The 20766-nt window shown below is 40.2% G+C and carries 22 protein-coding genes; 10 read left to right on the top strand and 12 right to left on the bottom strand.

What is annotated here, in order from left to right; translation table 11 throughout:
* Nucleotides 1-60: 60 nt before the first annotated feature.
* The 5 genes from NMG86_RS21470 to NMG86_RS21450 all read right to left on the bottom strand — a co-directional run bounded on the left by NMG86_RS21470 (nucleotide 61) and on the right by NMG86_RS21450 (nucleotide 6737).
* On the bottom strand, nucleotides 61-2271 hold the full coding sequence (locus NMG86_RS21470; RefSeq protein ID WP_026796471.1) for a putative baseplate assembly protein: 2211 nt from the start codon (nucleotides 2269-2271) through the stop codon (nucleotides 61-63).
* Nucleotides 2272-2325: 54 nt separating this feature from the next.
* Nucleotides 2326-2742, bottom strand: coding sequence for a GPW/gp25 family protein (locus NMG86_RS21465; RefSeq protein ID WP_026796470.1), 417 nt, complete (start codon nucleotides 2740-2742; stop codon nucleotides 2326-2328).
* Nucleotides 2743-3056: 314 nt separating this feature from the next.
* Nucleotides 3057-5018: a VgrG-related protein gene (locus NMG86_RS21460; protein WP_052338561.1), complete on the bottom strand. Its 1962-nt coding sequence runs from the start codon at nucleotides 5016-5018 to the stop codon at nucleotides 3057-3059.
* A 105-nt stretch (nucleotides 5019-5123) separates the two neighbouring features.
* On the bottom strand, nucleotides 5124-5981 hold the full coding sequence (locus NMG86_RS21455; protein WP_237747556.1) for a CIS tube protein: 858 nt from the start codon (nucleotides 5979-5981) through the stop codon (nucleotides 5124-5126).
* Between the two features lie 78 nt (nucleotides 5982-6059).
* A complete protein-coding gene (locus NMG86_RS21450; protein WP_499103726.1) occupies nucleotides 6060-6737 on the bottom strand; it encodes a hypothetical protein in 678 nt (225 codons plus the stop codon).
* 391 nt (nucleotides 6738-7128) lie between these two features.
* On the opposite strand from NMG86_RS21450, the gene NMG86_RS21445 reads away from it, so the two are divergent.
* The 10 genes from NMG86_RS21445 to NMG86_RS21400 all read left to right on the top strand — a co-directional run bounded on the left by NMG86_RS21445 (nucleotide 7129) and on the right by NMG86_RS21400 (nucleotide 11058).
* On the top strand, nucleotides 7129-7311 hold the full coding sequence (locus NMG86_RS21445) for a hypothetical protein (protein ID WP_148292403.1): 183 nt from the start codon (nucleotides 7129-7131) through the stop codon (nucleotides 7309-7311).
* Nucleotides 7312-7686: 375 nt separating this feature from the next.
* Complete coding sequence (locus NMG86_RS21440; RefSeq protein WP_499103725.1) at nucleotides 7687-7851, top strand: hypothetical protein; 165 nt, start codon at nucleotides 7687-7689, stop codon at nucleotides 7849-7851.
* Between the two features lie 15 nt (nucleotides 7852-7866).
* On the top strand, nucleotides 7867-8097 hold the full coding sequence (locus tag NMG86_RS21435) for a hypothetical protein (RefSeq protein WP_148292402.1): 231 nt from the start codon (nucleotides 7867-7869) through the stop codon (nucleotides 8095-8097).
* 84 nt (nucleotides 8098-8181) lie between these two features.
* Nucleotides 8182-8622, top strand: a complete 441-nt coding sequence (locus NMG86_RS21430) for a hypothetical protein (RefSeq protein ID WP_499103724.1) — start codon at nucleotides 8182-8184, stop codon at nucleotides 8620-8622.
* A gap of 72 nt (nucleotides 8623-8694) precedes the next feature.
* Nucleotides 8695-8871: a hypothetical protein gene (locus NMG86_RS21425; RefSeq protein WP_499103723.1), complete on the top strand. Its 177-nt coding sequence runs from the start codon at nucleotides 8695-8697 to the stop codon at nucleotides 8869-8871.
* A 195-nt stretch (nucleotides 8872-9066) separates the two neighbouring features.
* Nucleotides 9067-9231, top strand: a complete 165-nt coding sequence (locus tag NMG86_RS21420) for a hypothetical protein (protein ID WP_499103722.1) — start codon at nucleotides 9067-9069, stop codon at nucleotides 9229-9231.
* A 537-nt stretch (nucleotides 9232-9768) separates the two neighbouring features.
* A complete protein-coding gene (locus tag NMG86_RS21415) occupies nucleotides 9769-10092 on the top strand; it encodes a hypothetical protein (RefSeq protein WP_026796467.1) in 324 nt (107 codons plus the stop codon).
* Nucleotides 10093-10251: 159 nt separating this feature from the next.
* Nucleotides 10252-10491 carry a hypothetical protein gene (locus NMG86_RS21410; protein ID WP_026796466.1) on the top strand — a complete coding sequence of 80 codons (240 nt, stop codon included), beginning with the start codon at nucleotides 10252-10254 and terminating at the stop codon, nucleotides 10489-10491.
* Nucleotides 10492-10494: 3 nt separating this feature from the next.
* Nucleotides 10495-10881: a hypothetical protein gene (locus NMG86_RS21405; RefSeq protein ID WP_026796465.1), complete on the top strand. Its 387-nt coding sequence runs from the start codon at nucleotides 10495-10497 to the stop codon at nucleotides 10879-10881.
* A 15-nt stretch (nucleotides 10882-10896) separates the two neighbouring features.
* Nucleotides 10897-11058: a hypothetical protein gene (locus tag NMG86_RS21400; RefSeq protein ID WP_499103721.1), complete on the top strand. Its 162-nt coding sequence runs from the start codon at nucleotides 10897-10899 to the stop codon at nucleotides 11056-11058.
* Here NMG86_RS21400 and NMG86_RS21395 read toward each other — a convergent pair.
* The 7 genes from NMG86_RS21395 to NMG86_RS21365 all read right to left on the bottom strand — a co-directional run bounded on the left by NMG86_RS21395 (nucleotide 11038) and on the right by NMG86_RS21365 (nucleotide 20724).
* The gene (locus NMG86_RS21395) at nucleotides 11038-12303 is read right to left on the bottom strand and encodes an IS701 family transposase (RefSeq protein ID WP_026796362.1); all 1266 of its coding nucleotides are present in this window, start codon (nucleotides 12301-12303) and stop codon (nucleotides 11038-11040) included. The two genes, NMG86_RS21400 and NMG86_RS21395, sit on opposite strands and share 21 nt — an antisense overlap.
* A 67-nt stretch (nucleotides 12304-12370) precedes the next feature.
* Nucleotides 12371-16117: a hypothetical protein gene (locus NMG86_RS21390; protein ID WP_499103720.1), complete on the bottom strand. Its 3747-nt coding sequence runs from the start codon at nucleotides 16115-16117 to the stop codon at nucleotides 12371-12373.
* A gap of 15 nt (nucleotides 16118-16132) precedes the next feature.
* Nucleotides 16133-16627 (bottom strand): phage tail protein, encoded by a 495-nt coding sequence (locus NMG86_RS21385; RefSeq protein ID WP_036833753.1) that lies wholly within the window; start codon nucleotides 16625-16627, stop codon nucleotides 16133-16135.
* Nucleotides 16628-16672: 45 nt separating this feature from the next.
* Nucleotides 16673-16924, bottom strand: coding sequence for a hypothetical protein (locus NMG86_RS21380; RefSeq protein ID WP_026796060.1), 252 nt, complete (start codon nucleotides 16922-16924; stop codon nucleotides 16673-16675).
* Nucleotides 16925-17030: 106 nt separating this feature from the next.
* The gene (locus tag NMG86_RS21375) at nucleotides 17031-19109 is read right to left on the bottom strand and encodes a substrate-binding domain-containing protein (protein WP_052338560.1); all 2079 of its coding nucleotides are present in this window, start codon (nucleotides 19107-19109) and stop codon (nucleotides 17031-17033) included.
* Nucleotides 19070-19465, bottom strand: coding sequence for a hypothetical protein (locus NMG86_RS21370; protein ID WP_026796464.1), 396 nt, complete (start codon nucleotides 19463-19465; stop codon nucleotides 19070-19072). Before NMG86_RS21370 ends, NMG86_RS21375 begins: the two co-directional genes overlap by 40 nt.
* A 107-nt stretch (nucleotides 19466-19572) precedes the next feature.
* Nucleotides 19573-20724 carry a type III secretion system chaperone family protein gene (locus tag NMG86_RS21365; RefSeq protein WP_026796463.1) on the bottom strand — a complete coding sequence of 384 codons (1152 nt, stop codon included), beginning with the start codon at nucleotides 20722-20724 and terminating at the stop codon, nucleotides 19573-19575.
* Nucleotides 20725-20766: the final 42 nt, after the last annotated feature.

Raw genomic sequence — 20766 nt, 5'->3', positions numbered from 1 at the left:
GGTATCAGTGATCAGTTGAGGAGTTAATAAATTAACTGTAAACTTAATAACTGTAAACTGTTAACTGATAAATGAAATAACGTGCTGCGATCGCAGGGTCGAATCAGCCCAGGAACAGATCAATCCCTTGGAGCCAGGATTAACAGTGGGGGATGGGGGCAGACGCATCCAAGATTGTCCTTGACGCTGAAGTTCAAACAGTTGCAGTGTCCCAATATAACGAATCGCATCAAACTGCTGGATCACAGTGATCGCATCGCTGAGATAGACAGGTTGACCCAGGGGCCAGCCCTTTTGATCCATGCCTCCGGTAATGGGATTAAAAAAGCTGTAAAGGGCGACTAGCATTTGTTGGCGGAGGGTTTGCTGGGCAACGGGGTGATTGTATTCGGGTTTGAGGGCAACTTCCGCCTGAATTGCCACCCCCGTATAGTCACCGGAGACACATAACACCTGTACCCCTAAAAGCCGCCGTTCGTCTAGGTAGGCGATCACTTTTTGCTCCAGATCATCGGTGAGGGTGAACTGGTCGGGGTGAATGCCCTCACTGCGGATGATGTCATCCTCCCCCAAGCCCCCCGTGAACGGGGAGTTTAGGGGTGTCACCTGTGGAACAATTAAAACCCGTACTGTCCCTCCTTTGCCACTGGTAACAGGTAAACAGTGGGCGCGAGCCACGGCCCCAGCCCCGCCCCTAATCGCCAACTCCTCAAAATCTTCAGGGGTGACGGCCCGATCGCGGGTACGAAGCATTTGAGGCACACGGATCGCCGCCTGTTCTAAGGTTTCAGCCTCGGCTCCATTTCTGGCTGGTTGATGGTTAATCACACTGGCAACATAAGGAACGGCCGTTTTCAAAATTTCCAACGTCCCCACCTGAACGTTTCCCCCCGAACCTCCTCCCGTGCGGTAACGAGACATCTGCAACGTCGCTCCTTTTGGGGGAATGCTGCCATATTGGTTTTGTAAGTCGGAACTTGAAAGTAGCATTTGCCTTCCGGTGTTGGTTTGGATATTTGCCCTTAACTCCATTGTTTCCTTGAGTTGGCTGGCTTCCCTGACTAATGGGCCCAATTGTAGGACACCTGTTAGGGAGTCGATAATATAGTGTTGATCGTTTACTCCCGACTCTGAAAAATCCTTCACCTCTTGCCAACGTTGGGGAATGGCACCTGGGGGAGTAACAACCAGATACTCGTCCTCTCGCCTTTCGAGTACGGGTGCTCCCTGAAGTTGAAAAAACTGCCCAGGGTCGCCGTTGCTTTCCCCTAAGATTTCATCTTCAATAATTTCACATTGGGTGGCTTTCACGGTTCCGCCAATGGCTGTGGCCGTAATCCCAATCATCCGAGGTGAGCGACTGTAGGCGGGTTGTCTGGGATCGGGTTCGGTACAAACACACCGCAACCACCGACCTCGATAGGCGGTGAAGTGCGCCGGGGGAAAATTAATCGGTAGGTGTAAGGTCACGTCAGCACCTTGTAAGGGATTGCCGCCCTTTTGGGCTAGGTTACTGAAGCTAAAACCTTGGGTTTCGTCATCGGATTCTTGTAGGAGGACGGGTTGCCATTCACTTCCATTCCAGGCTTCCCAAGTACGGGGGGGAGCGTTGGGGTTAATTCCGGTGGGAGTGGCTTCTTGACCTTTAATCCTAATGGTGAGAACGTTACCATCCAGGGGTTCATCGGGGTCAAAGACCAGATAGAAGCAATTACCAGGTTGGGGACTATCGCTAAACAGGGAAAGCTCTGGGCCTGACCAGTTACCCGGCAATGCGGCACTCCAGAAGTTGGTAAAGCGATCGCGCAAAACCTGCGGGTTCGAGGGTGCTGTATCTCCGGTGAGAAAGTGTTGGATGGTGGGTTGACCAATAATTAGGGGTTGGTCGGTTGTAAACACAATGGCGGACTGGGTGGCCGTGCGTCCTGTGGCGACTTCGGTTCCGGTTGTGATGGTATAAGCATCTGGTAGATCGCCGACTAAATAAAATGTGATTTCTGTTGTTGCTGGTTTGGGCGGTTGTAAACGAATACCGAGCAATTCTAAGAAGGTAATATAATTACGTCGGGGGACTTGATTAAACCGAGCTAACATTTGGTCGGTTAACCAAGCAAATAGTTCAACTAAGGTAATACCTGGATCACTGGGATTATAGTTTGTCCACTCTGGACAATAGCGGGGAATCCTCAGAATACATTCTTTTACCAGGTCTTCATAGTCCCGATCATCTAAGTTAGGTTTGGGTAGTTTAGGTAAAAAGTCAAAAACCATAAAAATCAGTCATCAGTAATCAGTAATTCGTAATTCGTAATTCGTAATTCGTAATTAGCTTTCAACTTGCAAATAAAAGGGAAAAACAATACTGCGTCCTTCGTAAGTTTTTTGCAGACGGTAAATAATATTAATATCCACTCTGCCTTGATAGGAGTGAGGCTGGGTTAGGACTTCATCAACAATAATTCGGGGTTCCCAAAGTTCTAATGCTTCTTGGACATAAATTCTCATTAACATCAGGGTTTGTTGGTTAATGGGGGCGAAATTCAACTCGGACAAACGACAGCCAAAATTAGGCCGATAAACCCTTTCTCCCCATTGGGTCAGCAGGATAATATAAATTGATTCTCTGATATTCTGTTCCTCTGCACTCAAGTCGAGGTTACCCTGAAGGTTGATTTGCACGGGAAATCTTAAACCTTGACCCAAGTAAGGACGGCTTAATTGTCGATTCGCTAAATTAACCATTACCTATTACCCATTCCCCATTACCTATTACCCATTATTTGTATCCAGATGGATGCCCTTAATTTAGCTTATTGATTCGACCGGGTGTATTCTCCAAAGGTCTAATCACACCTAAGATATTTTTTATGGGAAGTTCCCAGCCGTTGAAACGGCGGGCTATACAAACTAAGTCCACCTGCGTGGACTAAGAGAAAATTCAGGTCTTAAACCCACGAAGGTGGGTTTTGTCTGTGTAGCCACGATTTCTAATTGCTTGGTTCTTTGATTTTTTCTTAAACCCACGAAGGTGGGTTTTGTCTGTGTAGCCACGATTTCTAATTGCTGGGTTCTTTGATTTTTTCTCGCAGGTCGCTTAAGGTTTGAGCTTGCTGAATATCAGTGGTGATATTTTGTTGAACCTGCTCCTTAAGTTGAGCCATTTCTTGAGCACGAGAGAGATCACTGTTAGTATTTTGCTGAATTTGCTGTTGCAAATTAGTTAAGGTTTCTCCAACATTAATACTATTAACCGTTGTACCCATTAGGAATTGTGTCGCTAAAACATTGCCCGATACTAATACCTGTCCCGTTCCCGGTTGTAGCTGAATATTTCCCTTTGACTCAATAGTAATACCCCCCTGATCATCTAAACGAATTGACTGTCCCGCCTTAGTCCTCACCTCAATTGACCCATTACTATCATTGAGGCGAATTTGATGGCCCTGACTGGTTTGAATATAAATACCCGCCGCCGTCCCATCTTTATCTTCTTCCACAAATTGTAAAGTGTGCTGGGTACGAGTTTTAAATGTTCTTAAGCGGACTTTCCCCTTGTCAACCGAGTCTTCAATATTGGCGGGGGGCTGATCTTTGCCATTCCAAACCCCACCAATAATATAGGGGCGATGAATGTCTCCATGTTCAAAGGCAACCAACACCTCATCATTAATTTCCGGTAAACAGTCGAACCCACGATCTGGGCCAGCCCCCACCCCCACAACCCTCGCCCAGTAACTCGCATGGGCGGTACTATCTTGTTCCGGGGTCAGGGTCGGAAATTTCACCCGCACCCGTCCCCAACCCTTGGGATCTTTGTTATCTGTGACAATACCCACCAGATGGGTCTGTCCAGGTCTGAGGCGTGTACTTGGGGAAAGGGTTTGCAGCAAGTTGTCTCCCCGGAGTCCCCGCACACTAAATTCCGTTGTGTAAATTCCCTCATAAAATAGATGGCGACTTTCTGTAACGTAATAACTGCCACTATAACGACCCATTCTATCTAGTTCTACAACTTTCCCCGGTCGGATGCGGGGGTTGCCCTGTCCCCGGGTATCGGCATAGATAAAGTCCCCTTCTAACTCATTAAAAAGTGCCTGTGCCATCACTTCTGCTTCTTTAATGGTAGCAGTGGGTTGATCCACAACTAATAGCTTAGGTTCAGAAGGGTTCAACCCGAACTTTTGGCTATAGTCCCTGCCTTTTCCGTATTCGGTACGAGTCAGAATCTCAGAAGTAGTTAATTGAGTGGTTTCTTTGGGAATACGGGCAACGATGGGCTCCTTTCTTTCATAGTCCCAACTCCGTACTTCCACCGCTTTCACTTGTTCAGCACTGGTTAAACGAACACGAAAACTGGTAAAATCAGCCAGCCAAACTAACTGTAAAATCTCATTAATCTGAGGATTACGAAAATTCAGTTTACCATCTTGGACAAAAAATTCAAACCCAATGCGGGCGGCTCGTTCCCGCAGAAATGCCATATTGGTTTGATTTTCTTGAAACACATATTCATGTTTTTCCCCACTAGAGTCAATTGTATGGGTTTCAATTCCCACTTCTTCGGCGATTTTTTTGACAATATCCGAATCAGTATAATCTTGAAAAGATCGAATATAAAGTCCTCGATGTAAGCGATGGGAAATGTCATAACCCCGAATTACAATAGGAGCTTGAGTTTGTCCTGAGAAATGAGTTTCAATTGCTGTAATTTCCCCATCAATTAAATAGGTTGGCTGATTATTGGGTTGTTCAGAATCAGAATTCGTACTGGGAATAAAACCAATTTTAATAACTTTACCAATTTGGATAATGTCCTGATCATACTTCCAGGTTTTTGTTTCTTGATCAGTGGCAGCATAGGGATTATTAATAACTACGGTAAACATAGCGGGTAAATGCAAACTTTCTTCTACAGAAATTTGCAGAATATCCCGCCTAAAATCATTCATTAAGTCTGGATCAACTCCATCAACTGTAATAATAGGAGTCGAGACATAATCCGTTGCTTGTGAACTCATAAAACAACCCACTAATAATCAGTTATCAGTCATCAGTTATCAGTTATCAGTCTTTCATCCCTATTCCGGTGTTCCGGTGTTCCGGTGTTCCCTAACTAAAAGTGATTATGTCACCACAAATTTTTGGCGCTCGCTGAAGGCTCTACTTGCCACCCCTAAATCAACTTCTTCTAAAGTAATGTTAACCATAGCTCGCACGGGTGTTCCATTGGGTAAAAACATGGTTAATTTATAGTCTAATTGTTTAATCATACAACACATATAATTCTTTTCACCCCAAATAAAATAAAAAACAGGAGGTCGTCTTGTTTCCAATGTCTGACTACCGACCTTTTCTGAACCAAATTCTCTATAACCCAAGACATTTTTTCCCCCGACCGATCCCACAAAGGATTGCATTGCTGTTTCCGATGAACTTAATTTAACCAGCCTTTCTTGGTATCCCCCAGGAGTTGTTGATTTCGCAAAAGGATCTTTAAATTTAGAAAAATCCACTGCATCCAATAGGGGTTTAATACTATCAAAAACACTCGCACCCGTTTCATAGGTATCAAATAAAATCCCAGATAAGGTAAGTTTATAAGCTTCAATAGAGCCAAAGTTAACTTTCGGTAAGCCCCTTTGTGTTCTCGATCCATCCATTGTTTTAATGGTAACAGATCGGCTTAAACTCAAATCAGTTGGATTGAACATAAAGTAAATCGGAGAAGCTGCTTCACCCGTTCTCGGTATTAGAGCAGCTTTGACTAACCGTTGATCCCTTTGTTGCGCTTTGTAACTTTGCTGAGCTAGAGTTTTGTTACTATCTTCTTCTAATATAAACTGCTGATCTCTTTTCAGATCCTTTGCTGCGGCAGCTTCCAAAATTTTTATATCCGCCGCCTCAAGCATAGCATTTTTCAACGCTGTTCCCAGTGTTGAAGCTATCTGTTTTACCCCACCTTTTGCCGATGAACTTGACATATTTTTCTCCTTAATTATAAGTAACTGTGCTGATAGCCTCAAAAAAAATATTAAGAACTTTTTGAGACAAAATTATACTTAAAGTAATCGACGATCATAAGATGAACCCTGTCGCTCCCTTTCTATTTCAAAACGTTGTCGGACAAGACCATAAATTTCTCTAGCTAAAACTTCAACTTGATCTGTTTTAGTTTCCGCCTGTTTTGTTTCCTCCTTTTGTGCTATAATTGCTGATGAAAGCTGATGCTCTTCTAGTCCTAAATTTGAGCGAGTAAGAGTTTCAACAGGTTCAGCTTTACGACTAGCAGTTTTTTGTTCCTGTTGTATTCTAGTTTGGATTGTTTTTTCCATTAGTACCTTTACAGAAGTTGGCTGCTGTTGTGAATCTAAATTGTGAATTCCCGCAACACCACTAGAAATTCCAGGGGGTAACAGCATCCCAGTACGGATATCTGACCCCCGATGCGGGTGTTTACTGTGCTTCGCTTGTCGCCCTTCTTTTTTGAAGAAAGCTTGCACAACAGTTGGCTTACTTGGCGTTGAGTTGCTTTCACCGAGCAATTCTTCAATACTTGACCAAGAATCAGGAACATCTGAGGTTGAAAAATCGCTTTCTTGCTGTTGAATCATTATACCTTGTTTTGATGATTCATTGTTAAAATTCGGCTCAGATTTTGGCTCTATATTAATCGTTGAAGGAGAAGCAAACTGATCCAGATTATCTAAAACATTTTCATGTTCATCTTTTGATAGCATAGGATTAGTTTGAAGAAAGGAAGTTTCTGAGATCAATTTAGATGGTTGAATTAAAGATTTGGAAATACCTAAAGGTTTGCTATGGGTAATATTTTCTAATACTTGAGGAAGTTGAGGAATAGCACCAGGTTGTCTTAACAATTGTGCAACAGTTTGACTTTCCGTTTGTTTTTGGATATCAGAAACCGGGATTTCTGGTGTAACAATACCAGTGGGATTAATTACTGATGCGGAATCCGGTTGTTTCTGGAGAGTTGAAACGGGAATTTCTGGGTTAGGAATATCTGTAGGATTAATTGTTGATACTGATTCAGTTTGAGGAAGGTTATCAATTGTGGAATCCGGTTGTTTTTGAAGAGTTGAAACAGGAATTTCTGGTGTAACAATACCCGTGGGATTAATTACTGATGCGGAATCCGGTTGTTTCTGGAGAGTTGAAACGGGAATTTCTGGGTTAAGAATATCCGTGGGATTAATTACTGATACTGATTCCGATTGTTTCTGGAGAGTTGAAAAGGGAATTTCTGGGTTAGGAATATCTGTAGGATTAATTGTTGATACTGATTCAGTTTGAGGAAGGTTATCAATTGCGGAATCCGATTGTTTTTGGAGAGTTGAAACAGGAATTTCTGGGTTAGGAATATCCGTGGGATTAATTGTTGATGCGGAATCCGATTGTTTTTGGAGAGTTGAAACAGGAATTTCTGGGTTAATAATATCTGTAGGATTAATTGTTGATACTGATTCAGTTTGAGGAAGGTTATCAATTGCGGAATCCGATTGTTTTTGGAGAGTTGAAACAGGAATTTCTGGGTTAGGAATATCCGTGGGATTAATTGTTGATGCGGAATCCGATTGTTTTTGGAGAGTTGAAACAGGAATTTCTGGGTTAATAATATCTGTAGGATTAATTGTTGATACTGATTCAGTTTGAGGAAGGTTATCAATTGTGGAATCCGGTTGTTTTTGGAGAGTTGAAACGGGAATTTCTGGTGTAACAATACCAGTGGGATTAATTACTGATGCGGAATCCGGTTGTTTCTGGAGAGTTGAAACGGGAATTTCTGGGTTAAGAATATCTGTAGGATTAATTGTTGATACTGATTCCGTTTGAGGAAGGTTATCAACGGTGGAATTCGATTGTTTCTGGAGAGTTGAAAAGGGAATTTCTGGGTTAAGAATATCTGTAGGATTAATTGTTGATACTGATTCCGTTTGGGGAAGGTTATCAATTGTGGAATCCGGTTGTTTTTGGAGAGTTGAAACGGGAATTTCTGGGTTAAGAATATCTGTAGGATTAATTGTTGATACTGATTCAGTTTGGGGAAGGTTATCAATTGTGGAATCCGGTTGTTTCTGAAGAGTTGAAACGGGAATTTCTGGGTTAGGAATATCTGTAGGATTAATTGTTGATACTGATTCAGTTTGAGGAAGGTTATCAACGGTGGAATCCGATTGTTTTTGGAGAGTTGAAAAGGGAATTTCTGGGTTAAGAATATCTGTAGGATTAATTGTTGATACTGATTCCGTTTGGGGAATATTATCAATTGTGGAATCCGGTTGTTTTTGGAGAGTTGAAACGGGAATTTCTGGGTTAATAATATCTGTAGGATTAATTGTTGATACTGATTCCGTTTGGGGAAGGTTATCAATTGTGGAATCCGGTTGTTTTTGGAGAGTTGAAACGGGAATTTCTGGGTTAAGAATATCTGTAGGATTAATTGTTGATACTGATTCCGTTTGGGGAAGGTTATCAATTGTGGAATCCGGTTGTTTTTGGAGAGTTGAAACGGGAATTTCTGGGTTAAGAATATCTGTAGGATTAATTGTTGATACTGATTCCGTTTGGGGAATATTATCAATTGTGGAATCCGGTTGTTTCTGAAGAGTTGAAACGGGAATTTCTGGGTTAATAATATCTGTAGGATTAATTGTTGATACTGATTCAGTTTGGGGAATGTTATCAACGGTGGAATCCGGTTGTTTCTGGAGAGTTGAAACAGGAATTTCTGGGTTAAGAATATCCGTGGGATTAATTACTGATACTGATTCCGATTGTTTTTGGAGAGTTGAAACAGGAATTTCTGGGTTAATAATATCTGTAGGATTAATTGTTGATACTGATTCAGTTTGAGGAAGGTTATCAATTGTGGAATCCGGTTGTTTTTGGAGAGTTGAAACAGGAATTTCTGGGTTAGGAATACCCGTGGGATTAATTGTTGATGCGGAATCCGGTTGTTTCTGAAGAGTTGAAACAGGAATTTCTGGGTTAAGAATATCTGTAGGATTAATTGTTGATACTGATTCCTTTTGGGGAATATTATCAATTGTGGAATCCGGTTGTTTTTGGAGAGTTGAAACGGGGATTTCTGGGTTAAGAATATCCGTGGGATTAATTACTGATACTGATTCCGATTGTTTTTGGAGAGTTGAAACAGGAATTTCTGGGTTAATAATATCTGTAGGATTAATTGTTGATACTGATTCAGTTTGAGGAAGGTTATCAATTGTGGAATCCGGTTGTTTTTGAAGAGTTGAAACAGGAATTTCTGGTGTAACAATATCTGTAGGATTAATTACTGATACTGATTCAGTTTGGGGAAGGTTATCAATTGTGGAATCCGGTTGTTTTTGAAGAGTTGAAACAGGAATTTCTGGTGTAACAATATCTGTAGGATTAATTACTGATACTGATTCAGTTTGGGGAAGGTTATCAATTGTGGAATCCGGTTGTTTTTGAAGAGTTGAAACGGGAATTTCTGGTGTAACAATACCAGTGGGATTAATTACTGATGCGGAATCCGGTTGTTTCTGGAGAGTTGAAACGGGAATTTCTGGGTTAAGAATATCCGTGGGATTAATTGTTGATGCGGAATCCGGTTGTTTCTGAAGAGTTGAAACGGGAATTTCTGGGTTAAGAATATCTGTGGGATTAATTGTTGATACTGATTCAGTTTGAGGAAGGTTATCAATTGTGGAATCCGGTTGTTTCTGAAGAGTTGAAACGGGAATTTCTGGGTTAGGAATACCCGTGGGATTAATTGTTGATGCGGAATCCGGTTGTTTCTGGAGAGTTGAAACGGGAATTTCTGGGTTAATAATATCTGTAGGATTAATTGTTGATACTGATTCAGTTTGGGGAAGGTTATCAACGGTGGAATCCGGTTGTTTTTGGAGAGTTGAAACGGGAATTTCTGGGTTAGGAATATCCGTGGGATTAATTGTTGATGCGGAATCCGATTGTTTTTGGAGAGTTGAAACGGGAATTTCTGGGTTAAGAATATCTGTAGGATTAATTGTTGATACTGATTCCGTTTGGGGAATATTATCAATTGTGGAATCCGGTTGTTTCTGAAGAGTTGAAACGGGAATTTCTGGGTTAAGAATATCCGTGGGATTAATTACTGATACTGATTCCGGTTGTTTTTGGAGAGTTGAAACGGGAATTTCTGGGTTAAGAATATCTGTAGGATTAATTGTTGATACTGATTCAGTTTGAGGAAGGTTATCAATTGTGGAATCCGGTTGTTTTTGGAGAGTTGAAACGGGAATTTCTGGGTTAAGAATATCCGTGGGATTAATTACTGATACTGATTCCGGTTGTTTCTGGAGAGTTGAAACAGGAATTTCTGGGTTAAGAATATCCGTGGGATTAATTACTGATACTGATTCCGATTGTTTCTGGAGATTTGAAAAGGGAATTTCTGGGTTAAGAATATCTGTAGGATTAATTGTTGATACTGATTCCGTTTGAGAAATGTTATCAATTGTGGAATCCGGTTGTTTTTGGAGAGTTGAAACGGGAATTTCTGGGTTAATAATATCTGTAGGATTAATTACTGATACTGATTCAGTTTGGGGAAGGTTATCAATTGCGGAATCCGATTGTTTTTGGAGAGTTGAAACAGGAATTTCTGGGTTAATAATATCTGTAGGATTAATTGCTGATACTGATTCCGTTTGGGGAAGGTTATCAACGGTGGAATCCAGTTGTTTTTGGAGAGTTGAAATGGGAATTTCTGGGTTAGGAATATCTGTGGGATTAATTACTGATACTGATTCCGGTTGTTTTTGGAGAGTTGAAACGGGAATTTCTGGGTTAAGAATATCTGTAGGATTAATTGTTGATACTGATTCAGTTTGAGGAAGGTTATCAATTGTGGAATCCGGTTGTTTTTGGAGAGTTGAAACGGGAATTTCTGGGTTAAGAATATCCGTGGGATTAATTACTGATACTGATTCCGGTTGTTTTTGGAGAGTTGAAACGGGAATTTCTGGGTTAATGGGACTTAAACAAAAATCAAGCCCAAATCAAGCCTAAACTTGCTTTGTAGGCTGCAAATACATCCCTATTATTCTGGAGCCACTCCACAAATCGAAAGGAAATCGCTGTGCGGAAGGCTTCAAGGGCATCAGCAAATGTGTTTAAAGGTTTGTTAGCCCATCGACGTCTTAACCCTCCAGTTAAACTATGCCAGAGAATAAAAGTATAGGCACAAAATACCAAAATCCAATGTCTGATTAGACTTCTTTTATCTCGGACTTGATATTCTTTCAGCCCCAACCAACCCTTAGCTTCCCTGTAAAAAACTTCTATCCAATTTCTTTGTGAATAGGTCGTTACTATCCATTCTCCTGTGGCTTTTGATGCCTCAACATTAGTCATTAAATAATCAATATCACTGGCTTGGTCGAAAGTGGCAGCATTCATGACGATGGCTATTACTTTCTTCCCTGCATACTTTGATAATTCAATTTCTTTTGTTGCTACCCACACAGTTCTGGGTTTTTCTAGTTGGAGTTGAATTTCACTAAAAGCTCCTTGGGGCAACGATTTGGCTAAATTATCTAATCGAGTTTCCTCTGTTTTATCTTCCCCCTTTTTGAGGATTACCTTTCGATTCTTGGCGACTCCCCCTATATATTTTAATCTTTTTTTCTCTAACTCTTGTAAAAAATTTGTGTTATTTCCATACCCGGCATCTGTTAGCACAATTCCCGGTTGATATCCTCTCTCTAAGCTCCTTTCTATTAATTCTAATGCTATTTCCGGTTTCTTTTTAAATTCCGGGTCAGCTTTTCCTGACGGTAATGACTCGGCTTTTTGATATAATTCTATATCTAATGGTAGGCTTTTTTTGCCATCGTATAGATGGCTCGTTACTGCTACGATTCCATTGTCGGTTTTTCCGATTTCTCCGATGTATTGTCGTCCCACTCCATCAGTAAAGTTCCCGCTTTTTCGATGTCCTGAATCATCAATAATTAGGGCAAATCCCCGACTAATCTGGGTTTGCTTACACTGATTCATCACCTCCAGGCGACGCTGATTCAGTTTCATTGCTAACCAGGGAGCTTCGGTTAAAAAGTGGTGTAATCGGTGGTAAGCTACTCCTACGGAGTTATTCGCCATTTGCGACAGGTTTTTTCGCTCACTTTCTCCCAATAATCCCCCTAAATAGTTCCTAAATTCCCGTTTTTGGGCAAGATGACCAAATATATCGTCAAATCTTTGACACCATCGGTCAAAGCAGGGGGGCATCGCTGCCGGGGTTGTCTCTTTCATTCGTTATTCTTGAATGTTATGTGCTTGCTACATAATCATTATCATCTATTTCTTCCCTTATTTTTGTTTAAGTCCCATTAAGAATACCCGTGGGATTAATTACTGATGCGGAATCCGATTGTTTCTGGAGAGTTGAAACAGGAATTTCTGGGTTAATAATATCTGTAGGATTAATTGTTGATACTGATTCAGTTTGGGGAATGTTATCAACGGTAGAATCCGGTTGTTTCTGGAGAGTTGAAACGGGAATTTCTGGGTTAATAATATCTGTAGGATTAATTGTTGATACTGATTCAGTTTGGGGAATGTTATCAACGGTAGAATCCGGTTGTTTCTGGAGAGTTGAAACGGGAATTTCTGGGTTAAGAATATCTGTAGGATTAATTGTTGATACTGATTCAGTTTGAGGAAGGTTATCAATTGTAGAATCCGGTTGTTTCTGGAGAGTTGAAACGGGAATTTCTGGGTTAATAATATCTGTAGGATTAATTGTTGATACTGATTCAGTTTGAGGAAGGTTATCAATTGTGGAATCCGATTGTTTTTGGAGAGTTGAAACGGGAATTTCTGGGTTAGGAATATCTGTAGGATTAATTGTTGATACTGATTCAGTTTGGGGAATATTATCAATTGTGGAATCCGATTGTTTTTGGAGAGTTGAAACGGGAATTTCTGGTGTAACAATATCTGTAGGATTAATTACTGATACTGATTCAGTTTGGGGAAGGTTATCAATTGTGGAATCCGGTTGTTTTTGAAGAGTTGAAACAGGAATTTCTGGTGTAACAATATCTGTAGGATTAATTACTGATACTGATTCAGTTTGGGGAAGGTTATCAATTGTGGAATCCGGTTGTTTTTGAAGAGTTGAAACGGGAATTTCTGGTGTAACAATACCAGTGGGATTAATTACTGATGCGGAATCCGGTTGTTTCTGGAGAGTTGAAACAGGAATTTCTGGGTTAAGAATATCCGTGGGATTAATTGTTGATGCGGAATCCGGTTGTTTCTGAAGAGTTGAAACGGGAATTTCTGGGTTAAGAATATCTGTGGGATTAATTGTTGATACTGATTCAGTTTGAGGAAGGTTATCAATTGTGGAATCCGGTTGTTTTTGAAGAGTTGAAACAGGAATTTCTGGTGTAACAATACCCGTGGGATTAATTGTTGATACTGATTCAGTTTGAGGAAGGTTATCAACGGTGGAATCCGGTTGTTTTTGGAGAGTTGAAACGAGAATTTCTGGGTTAAGAATATCTGTAGGATTAATTGTTGATACTGATTCAGTTTGAGGAAGGTTATCAATTGCGGAATCCGGTTGTTTTTGAAGAGTTGAAACAGGAATTTCTGGGTTAATAATATCTGTAGGATTAATTGTTGATACTGATTCAGTTTGGGGAAGGTTATCAACGGTGGAATCCGGTTGTTTTTGAAGAGTTGAAACGGGAATTTCTGGTGTAACAATACCAGTGGGATTAATTACTGATGCGGAATCCGGTTGTTTCTGGAGAGTTGAAACGGGAATTTCTGGGTTAAGAATATCCGTGGGATTAATTGTTGATGCGGAATCCGGTTGTTTCTGAAGAGTTGAAACGGGAATTTCTGGGTTAGGAATATCTGTAGGATTAATTGTTGATACTGATTCAGTTTGGGGAATGTTATCAACGGTAGAATCCGGTTGTTTCTGGAGAGTTGAAACGGGAATTTCTGGGTTAAGAATATCTGTAGGATTAATTACTGATACTGATTCAGTTTGGGGAAGGTTATCAATTGCGGAATCCGATTGTTTCTGGAGATTTGAAACGGGAATTTCTGGGTTAAGAATATCCGTGGGATTAATTGTTGATACTGATTCAGTTTGGGGAAGGTTATCAACGGTGGAATCCGGTTGTTTTTGAAGAGTTGAAACAGGAATTTCTGGTGTAACAATACCCGTGGGATTAATTGTTGATACTGATTCAGTTTGAGGAAGGTTATCAACGGTGGAATCCGGTTGTTTTTGGAGAGTTGAAACGAGAATTTCTGGGTTAAGAATATCTGTAGGATTAATTGTTGATACTGATTCAGTTTGAGGAAGGTTATCAATTGCGGAATCCGATTGTTTTTGGAGAGTTGAAACAGGAATTTCTGGGTTAATAATATCTGTAGGATTAATTGTTGATACTGATTCAGTTTGGGGAAGGTTATCAACGGTGGAATCCGGTTGTTTTTGAAGAGTTGAAACGGGAATTTCTGGTGTAACAATACCAGTGGGATTAATTACTGATGCGGAATCCGGTTGTTTCTGGAGAGTTGAAACGGGAATTTCTGGGTTAAGAATATCCGTGGGATTAATTACTGATACTGATTCCGGTTGTTTTTGGAGAGTTGAAACGGGAATTTCTGGGTTAAGAATACCCGTGGGATTAATTACTGATGCGGAATCCGATTGTTTCTGGAGAGTTGAAACAGGAATTTCTGGGTTAATAATATCTGTAGGATTAATTGTTGATACTGATTCAGTTTGGGGAATGTTATCAACGGTAGAATCCGGTTGTTTCTGGAGAGTTGAAACGGGAATTTCTGGGTTAAGAATATCTGTAGGATTAATTGTTGATACTGATTCAGTTTGAGGAAGGTTATCAATTGTAGAATCCGGTTGTTTCTGGAGAGTTGAAACGGGAATTTCTGGGTTAAGAATATCTGTAGGATTAATTGTTGATACTGATTCAGTTTGAGGAAGGTTATCAATTGTAGAATCCGGTTGTTTCTGGAGAGTTGAAACGGGAATTTCTGGGTTAATAATATCTGTAGGATTAATTGTTGATACTGATTCAGTTTGAGGAAGGTTATCAATTGTGGAATCCGATTGTTTTTGGAGAGTTGAAACGGGAATTTCTGGGTTAGGAATATCTGTAGGATTAATTGTTGATACTGATTCAGTTTGGGGAATATTATCAATTGTGGAATCCGATTGTTTTTGGAGAGTTGAAACGGGAATTTCTGGGTTAGGAATATCTGTAGGATTAATTGTTGATACTGATTCAGTTTGGGGAATATTATCAATTGTGGAATCCGGTTGTTTCTGAAGAGTTGAAACGGGAATTTCTGGGTTAGGAATATCTGTAGGATTAATTGTTTGTAAATCATTAGTTTCTATAGAATTAATAACCGATTCTTCTGTTGTTGATATATCCTGATTTTCTGCTGATTTTTTTGTTAATTTATTAACATTTTCTTGGGATATTTTTTCTCTGGGAAATTCTGATTTTTTTTGAAAGAAATGAGATATAGAACTTTTACTATTTTGAATAACAGAGTTTCTTCGTGTTTTTTGATCTATCTGAAAAGGAAAAATATTTTCTGTTTGTCCTATGGGTGATTCTGAGTCAGAGGATGGGGTTTCTGGTGGTTGTGGTATGGGTGATTCTGAATCGATAAATGAGGTTTCTGGTGGTTGCTGTATCGGTAATTCTGATGATAGTTGAATTGGGACTGAAGATGGTAAAGTTTTGTCAGATTGTGGTTCAATAATTGGTGAATTTTCAGTTAATGAATTTTTGCTAAAGGGTCGAAATTCACTTATTGAAGAATCCTGCCAATTTTCATTATCCTGAAAGTTTTGTAATAGGGTTTGATTGGGAGAAATTAATGACCAATTTATTAGGTTAATTGACCGTGAGCCCAGAGGTGATATTGATTGTAGGGACAAAAAGTTCTGTCCCAAGGTCGTTGGGGTCAAAAGAGGATTTTTAATTCCTAGAGCGTCTTCTTCTGTGGGTGTTTCTGTACTTTTTTGATTAATATTCTGTTGATTATACATCGACTCAGCCATCAATAAAATACCTGTCTAATTATTAGGAAAAAACCCAACACTACCTCGACTTAAACCAACACTAGCACGACCTCCTCCTTGGTTGGTTCTCACTTTTAAACCTTCATAGGCTAAGGTTAATTCTTCAATCGCAACTGAATTACCATCGGATTGAAATCCAGGGGCTTTCCAACTAATTGGAACTGCACCAATTAATGTCCAACACAGCATGGTTTCTCCAGCTTGATTAAAGAGCAATATATTAACATTTCGACGGCTTTTTGGTATATCACTTAGAACAGAATTAATCCATGTCCAGAATATTAAATCATTAGTCATTCCACGTTTGAGAGTGACATCGGTAAATTCAGCATGGCCTAAAATAATTCTTTGTTGATCGTTAACACCCCCTTCTAAATAGGTTTCTTTTTTAACATTAACTCCTAAACCTGAACAATCAGTAAAGGAGGCTTTAACTTCGCTTTCCATTTCAACATAGAAACGATTAACGGTAATATAATTTTTTTGCATGATTTTGATATTCAACCTCTATAATTAATTCGTAATTCCTAATTCCTAATTCCTACTACGTTCTTTTTGCCAACGTAAATCTTCTAACATCATTTCATAAATTCGGTCAGCTAACAACCGCATTTTTAAAGGGTCGTTTCTGATTTCGACCGCAATATTGCAGAGGTGATCAAAATTATTTTCCGAGTTGCTATCAGACTGATTGCTTTGAATTTTAGCTGAGGCGCCGTAACCCGCAGGAGCATTTAATTCGCTGATGGGTTTCCAATTCGGCGGAATGTCTTGATTGAATGCCATAATAAGCGAACCTCTGCTAATTAGATCTAGTATAGAAAATCGGGATGGGGGTGGGTATTAACTAAAGGTCGAATCTTGATCGCGGATTTCGCGGATTTCACGGATTTCATGGATTAAAAATAGGTGTAATACCTGTTTTACTGAGTAATTCCTGACTTTCTTGGGTGTTTAAGATTTCGGCAAATCGATCACCGATGGCCTCTCGACGGTTATCGCGCCTGAAAATAACGGCTAGGGGATAGGCTAGGGGATAATTACCTGTCTGAAAGGCTTGGTAATCTGGGTAATAACTGCCTTTTTGACCGCACAAATCCGTAGTCGGATCAATGGGTTGCTGATTTTCTTGGATCAGGGGTTGAATGAAGTTGTTATTGCGATCGCCTATGGCTAAAGGATACACTGAACACTGGCCAAATACTTGAGAGATCGCCCCAAATCCGATCGCCCCTATTTGTTCGTTTTCAAACTCTTGCAAAACAGTCCGCAACGCCGGAATAGTTGACATTTGTACTATTTTAGGCATATTCCCCTCAGAATTCCCTGATCGAGAGGTGCGATCGCTTTTTTCTACCATTTTCCTAAATTGTGCAATTAATTCGGCTTCTTGAAGGACACGATCCTCAAAAAGACGAATCGCTTCCTGACTCTTAGGAATATACAGTCGCACGGGTAAGTCTGGCCCCCCTAACTGTTGCCAGTTGGTAATGCGTCCGGCGTAGAGTTGTTGCAATTGTTGAATGCTAATTTGGCCGTTAAGATATTTGGGGAGAGACAAATCCCGTTGTTCATAACTAAAGGGAACGTAAACGGTCAAACCGTCATAAGCAAAAGTTCGCGCCTTGAGGTCGTTGCGAAGATTTGCGGTCAGACTACTAATAGCAAAATCAACATTTCCTGATTGAACTTCGGCGATCGCTTTTTCCCCTGTAGGTTGGGGCAGATATTCTAACTGAAGTTGAGGGCGTCGTTGGGCAAATTCGGCTTCTAAGGTCTGATCTTTTTTGATCAAATTCGGTTGTCGCCACACATAATTCCAAATCCCATTCTCCTCCCCACTATAGGTAAATTCCCCGGTTGGAACTCCTGCCACATCACTAATACAGCAAGTCGGAGTATTATTCTTAGCCATTGCCACGGGTCGCCGCCATAGCCACCAGGCTAACCCACTTACCAACAAACCTACAAGGAAAAATAGCAACAGCCACCACCACCATTTTTTCTGGCGTTTACGGGTCTCCTCGGTCGGTAGAGAATCCCTATAAATCTCGTCTAGGAGGTTTTCTTCGGGTAAGTTTAACAGGGCGCGACGGGCTTCTGTAGCACTACTAAAGGGGATATCGAGTTCTAATAAACGCAATAGAAACAACTTCAGGGCGATATCGGTTTTACCCCAATCTTGACTTAATCTAGGGTCAAAAAAGCGATCATTGTAATCTCGTTCACCTCCTGCTAACAGGTAAAAACAGACATAACCTAATGCTTTTAAATCTTGGGCGACGGTGGGAATTAAACGCACAGAGGGAGGGGGATCAAATAACCGCTCCCAAAGAGCTAAATCCCCCAAATAAACGCGAAATTGGGGATCGTGAAAATAAAGTTGTTCTTGAGGTGAAATAAACACACTATCAAGGCTCAAATTGCCATGAACAAAACTGGCTTGAATTTGGCCGTTTGGTAAGCGGAATTTTTGGCCATGAAGGTATTCTAAACTTTGCAGTGCTTGGTTTGTAAAGTAACGCATTTGGCGAGGGGACATTGCCCCTTTTCGAGTTAAATAGGTGCGGGCGGTGATGCCATCATTAATAGTAGTAATTAAATAGCATCGTTCCCGATCATTGCGATCGCTAATCGCTTCTATAACTTCTGTAATCCGCCCGGTTTGGATTCTACCATCAGCTAAGGATATACCACTAATATTTTCAAAGGCAATTTGGGTTTGAATTGCTTCTTTTTCGTTAAAATAACGTTTGGGCAGTAAATATTCTTGAATTATAACGGGTTGTTCTTCTATTAACTGAATCCCTGTATAAATTCGCTTCTGATCTCGACTATTTATAAAGCGTTCAATTCGATAACGTCCCCGTTTTCCTTGAATTTCTCCCTGTTGGGGTAAGGGGGTGGGAAATCCACATTTAGGACAGGATTTTATTTCGGGATTATCTGCCCCCCCAAGCCCCCCGTGCACGGAGGGTTTGGGGGGGCTTGTCGAGATTCTTGACAGTTTAAAGGGTTGTTAAACGGACAGCGATATTTTTCATAAAGCTGTAAACTACTCGCTGGAAATTCTTCCTCTATTTCAACGGATGGGGCAATTCCTTCGGAGGCGGTTTCTGCTTCGGTTTCCGGTCTAAATAAGTCCCTAACATCTTCTTGAATTAAGGGCAGAAACCAGCGCAGGGAAGGAGGTATTAGATAATAAAGTCCGTAGCGTAATCCGTAGGTTAAATAGCTCAATCTGCCAGTGATTGTCCACATTCCTTGTCTTTTGAATTCTTCGACGCTACGCCGGGGAACTTTGGGCTTAAATTTAGGTAAGGTCACGATTTATTATGGGTAATGAGGATCACGGATTTTAAGAGGATTACGCAGATTAACACAGATTAAAATCCGTGAAATCCGTGAAATCTTCTTAAATCCGTGATCCTATTTTACTCCTGTTCTGAGGCAGATGATTCAGCGAAGGCGATCGCATCATCTGGGGATAATTTATCATTGACAATAGCCATAATTCCCGGCAGGTATTTATCCATTGTTAAAACGTTAATATAAACTAAATTATTCACAAGTCCGGTGGTAAAACGCTCATGTTCTACATCAATACTGGTTTTATAGCGAATTTCACCATCGCTATAATTCAGTTCAAAATTACCAATTGTTGTGCCATAATTAACTTTAGTTAAGAATTCTGCCATAGCTGATAATTTTTCAGGCGGTGTATTAACTGGACACAGGGAGTAAAAAACAAATTGTCGATTTTCTTCTATGGCTAAAGCAAAACAAGTCCAACGTCCATTATCTCCTTCAAACACCATTTGTAAAATTGATTCTTCTTCTATTTCCACAAATTCCCAATCATCTTCACTAAAGAATTCTCGCATAACTTCGGAAATTGAGCGAGGGGGATTCATTTCGCTATCTTCATCGGGTTCAATAGTTTTGAGAAATTTAATAAAATTATTTGTATCTAGGGAAATCTGACCATTTGAGTGATCATTCTCAATTCCATTGGTTTCAATTTGATTAAAGGTTTCTTTGAGAAAATTAGATAGGGATTGTAAGATTTCTGAGGCCCCATTCAGGGTGTTAAAGGCTGCACTTAATTTGAGATAATCCCAAACCGTTCGATATTGAATAACATCGGTTTCTTGCTGTTGTTCAATGATTAAACAATACCAATTTTCTGTATAATTTAACTCTTGATCAGAATCGGTATTAGCAGGAGCAGCGTTGAGGTGATCAATAATAGCATCGTTGGTCTGATATTCTGAAAATTGGGATAATAAATCAGGACGTAATTCTATGACTAAATCCAGATTTAAACCGGGCTTAAATTCCCCCTCTTTGATGGGAATTAAGGCATCTTTTTTTAGGTTAAATAATTGATTGTTGAGAATATTTTGATATTGCTCCTCACTGATATTAAGTTTTAAACAGCAGCGATCATAGTGATTGTTGGGTTTTTTGTTAAGGGCGATCGCTATACCTTTAAAAACCAATGAATTATCAGAATCCTCCCGAAATATCAACTCTCGATCAATCGGCAAGAATTGTAATACTGTTTCTGTGTTGTCTATAAACATCTTAAACTGTTCTCCTGACGTTAATTTTTATTCAATCAAGCC

The sequence above is a fragment of the Planktothrix rubescens CCAP 1459/22 genome, from assembly GCA_904830895.1.
Taxonomy (GTDB): Bacteria; Cyanobacteriota; Cyanobacteriia; order Cyanobacteriales; family Microcoleaceae; genus Planktothrix; species Planktothrix agardhii.
The sequence above is the reverse complement of the archived record's forward strand: the minus strand, read 5'-3'. Positions and strand labels throughout refer to the sequence as shown.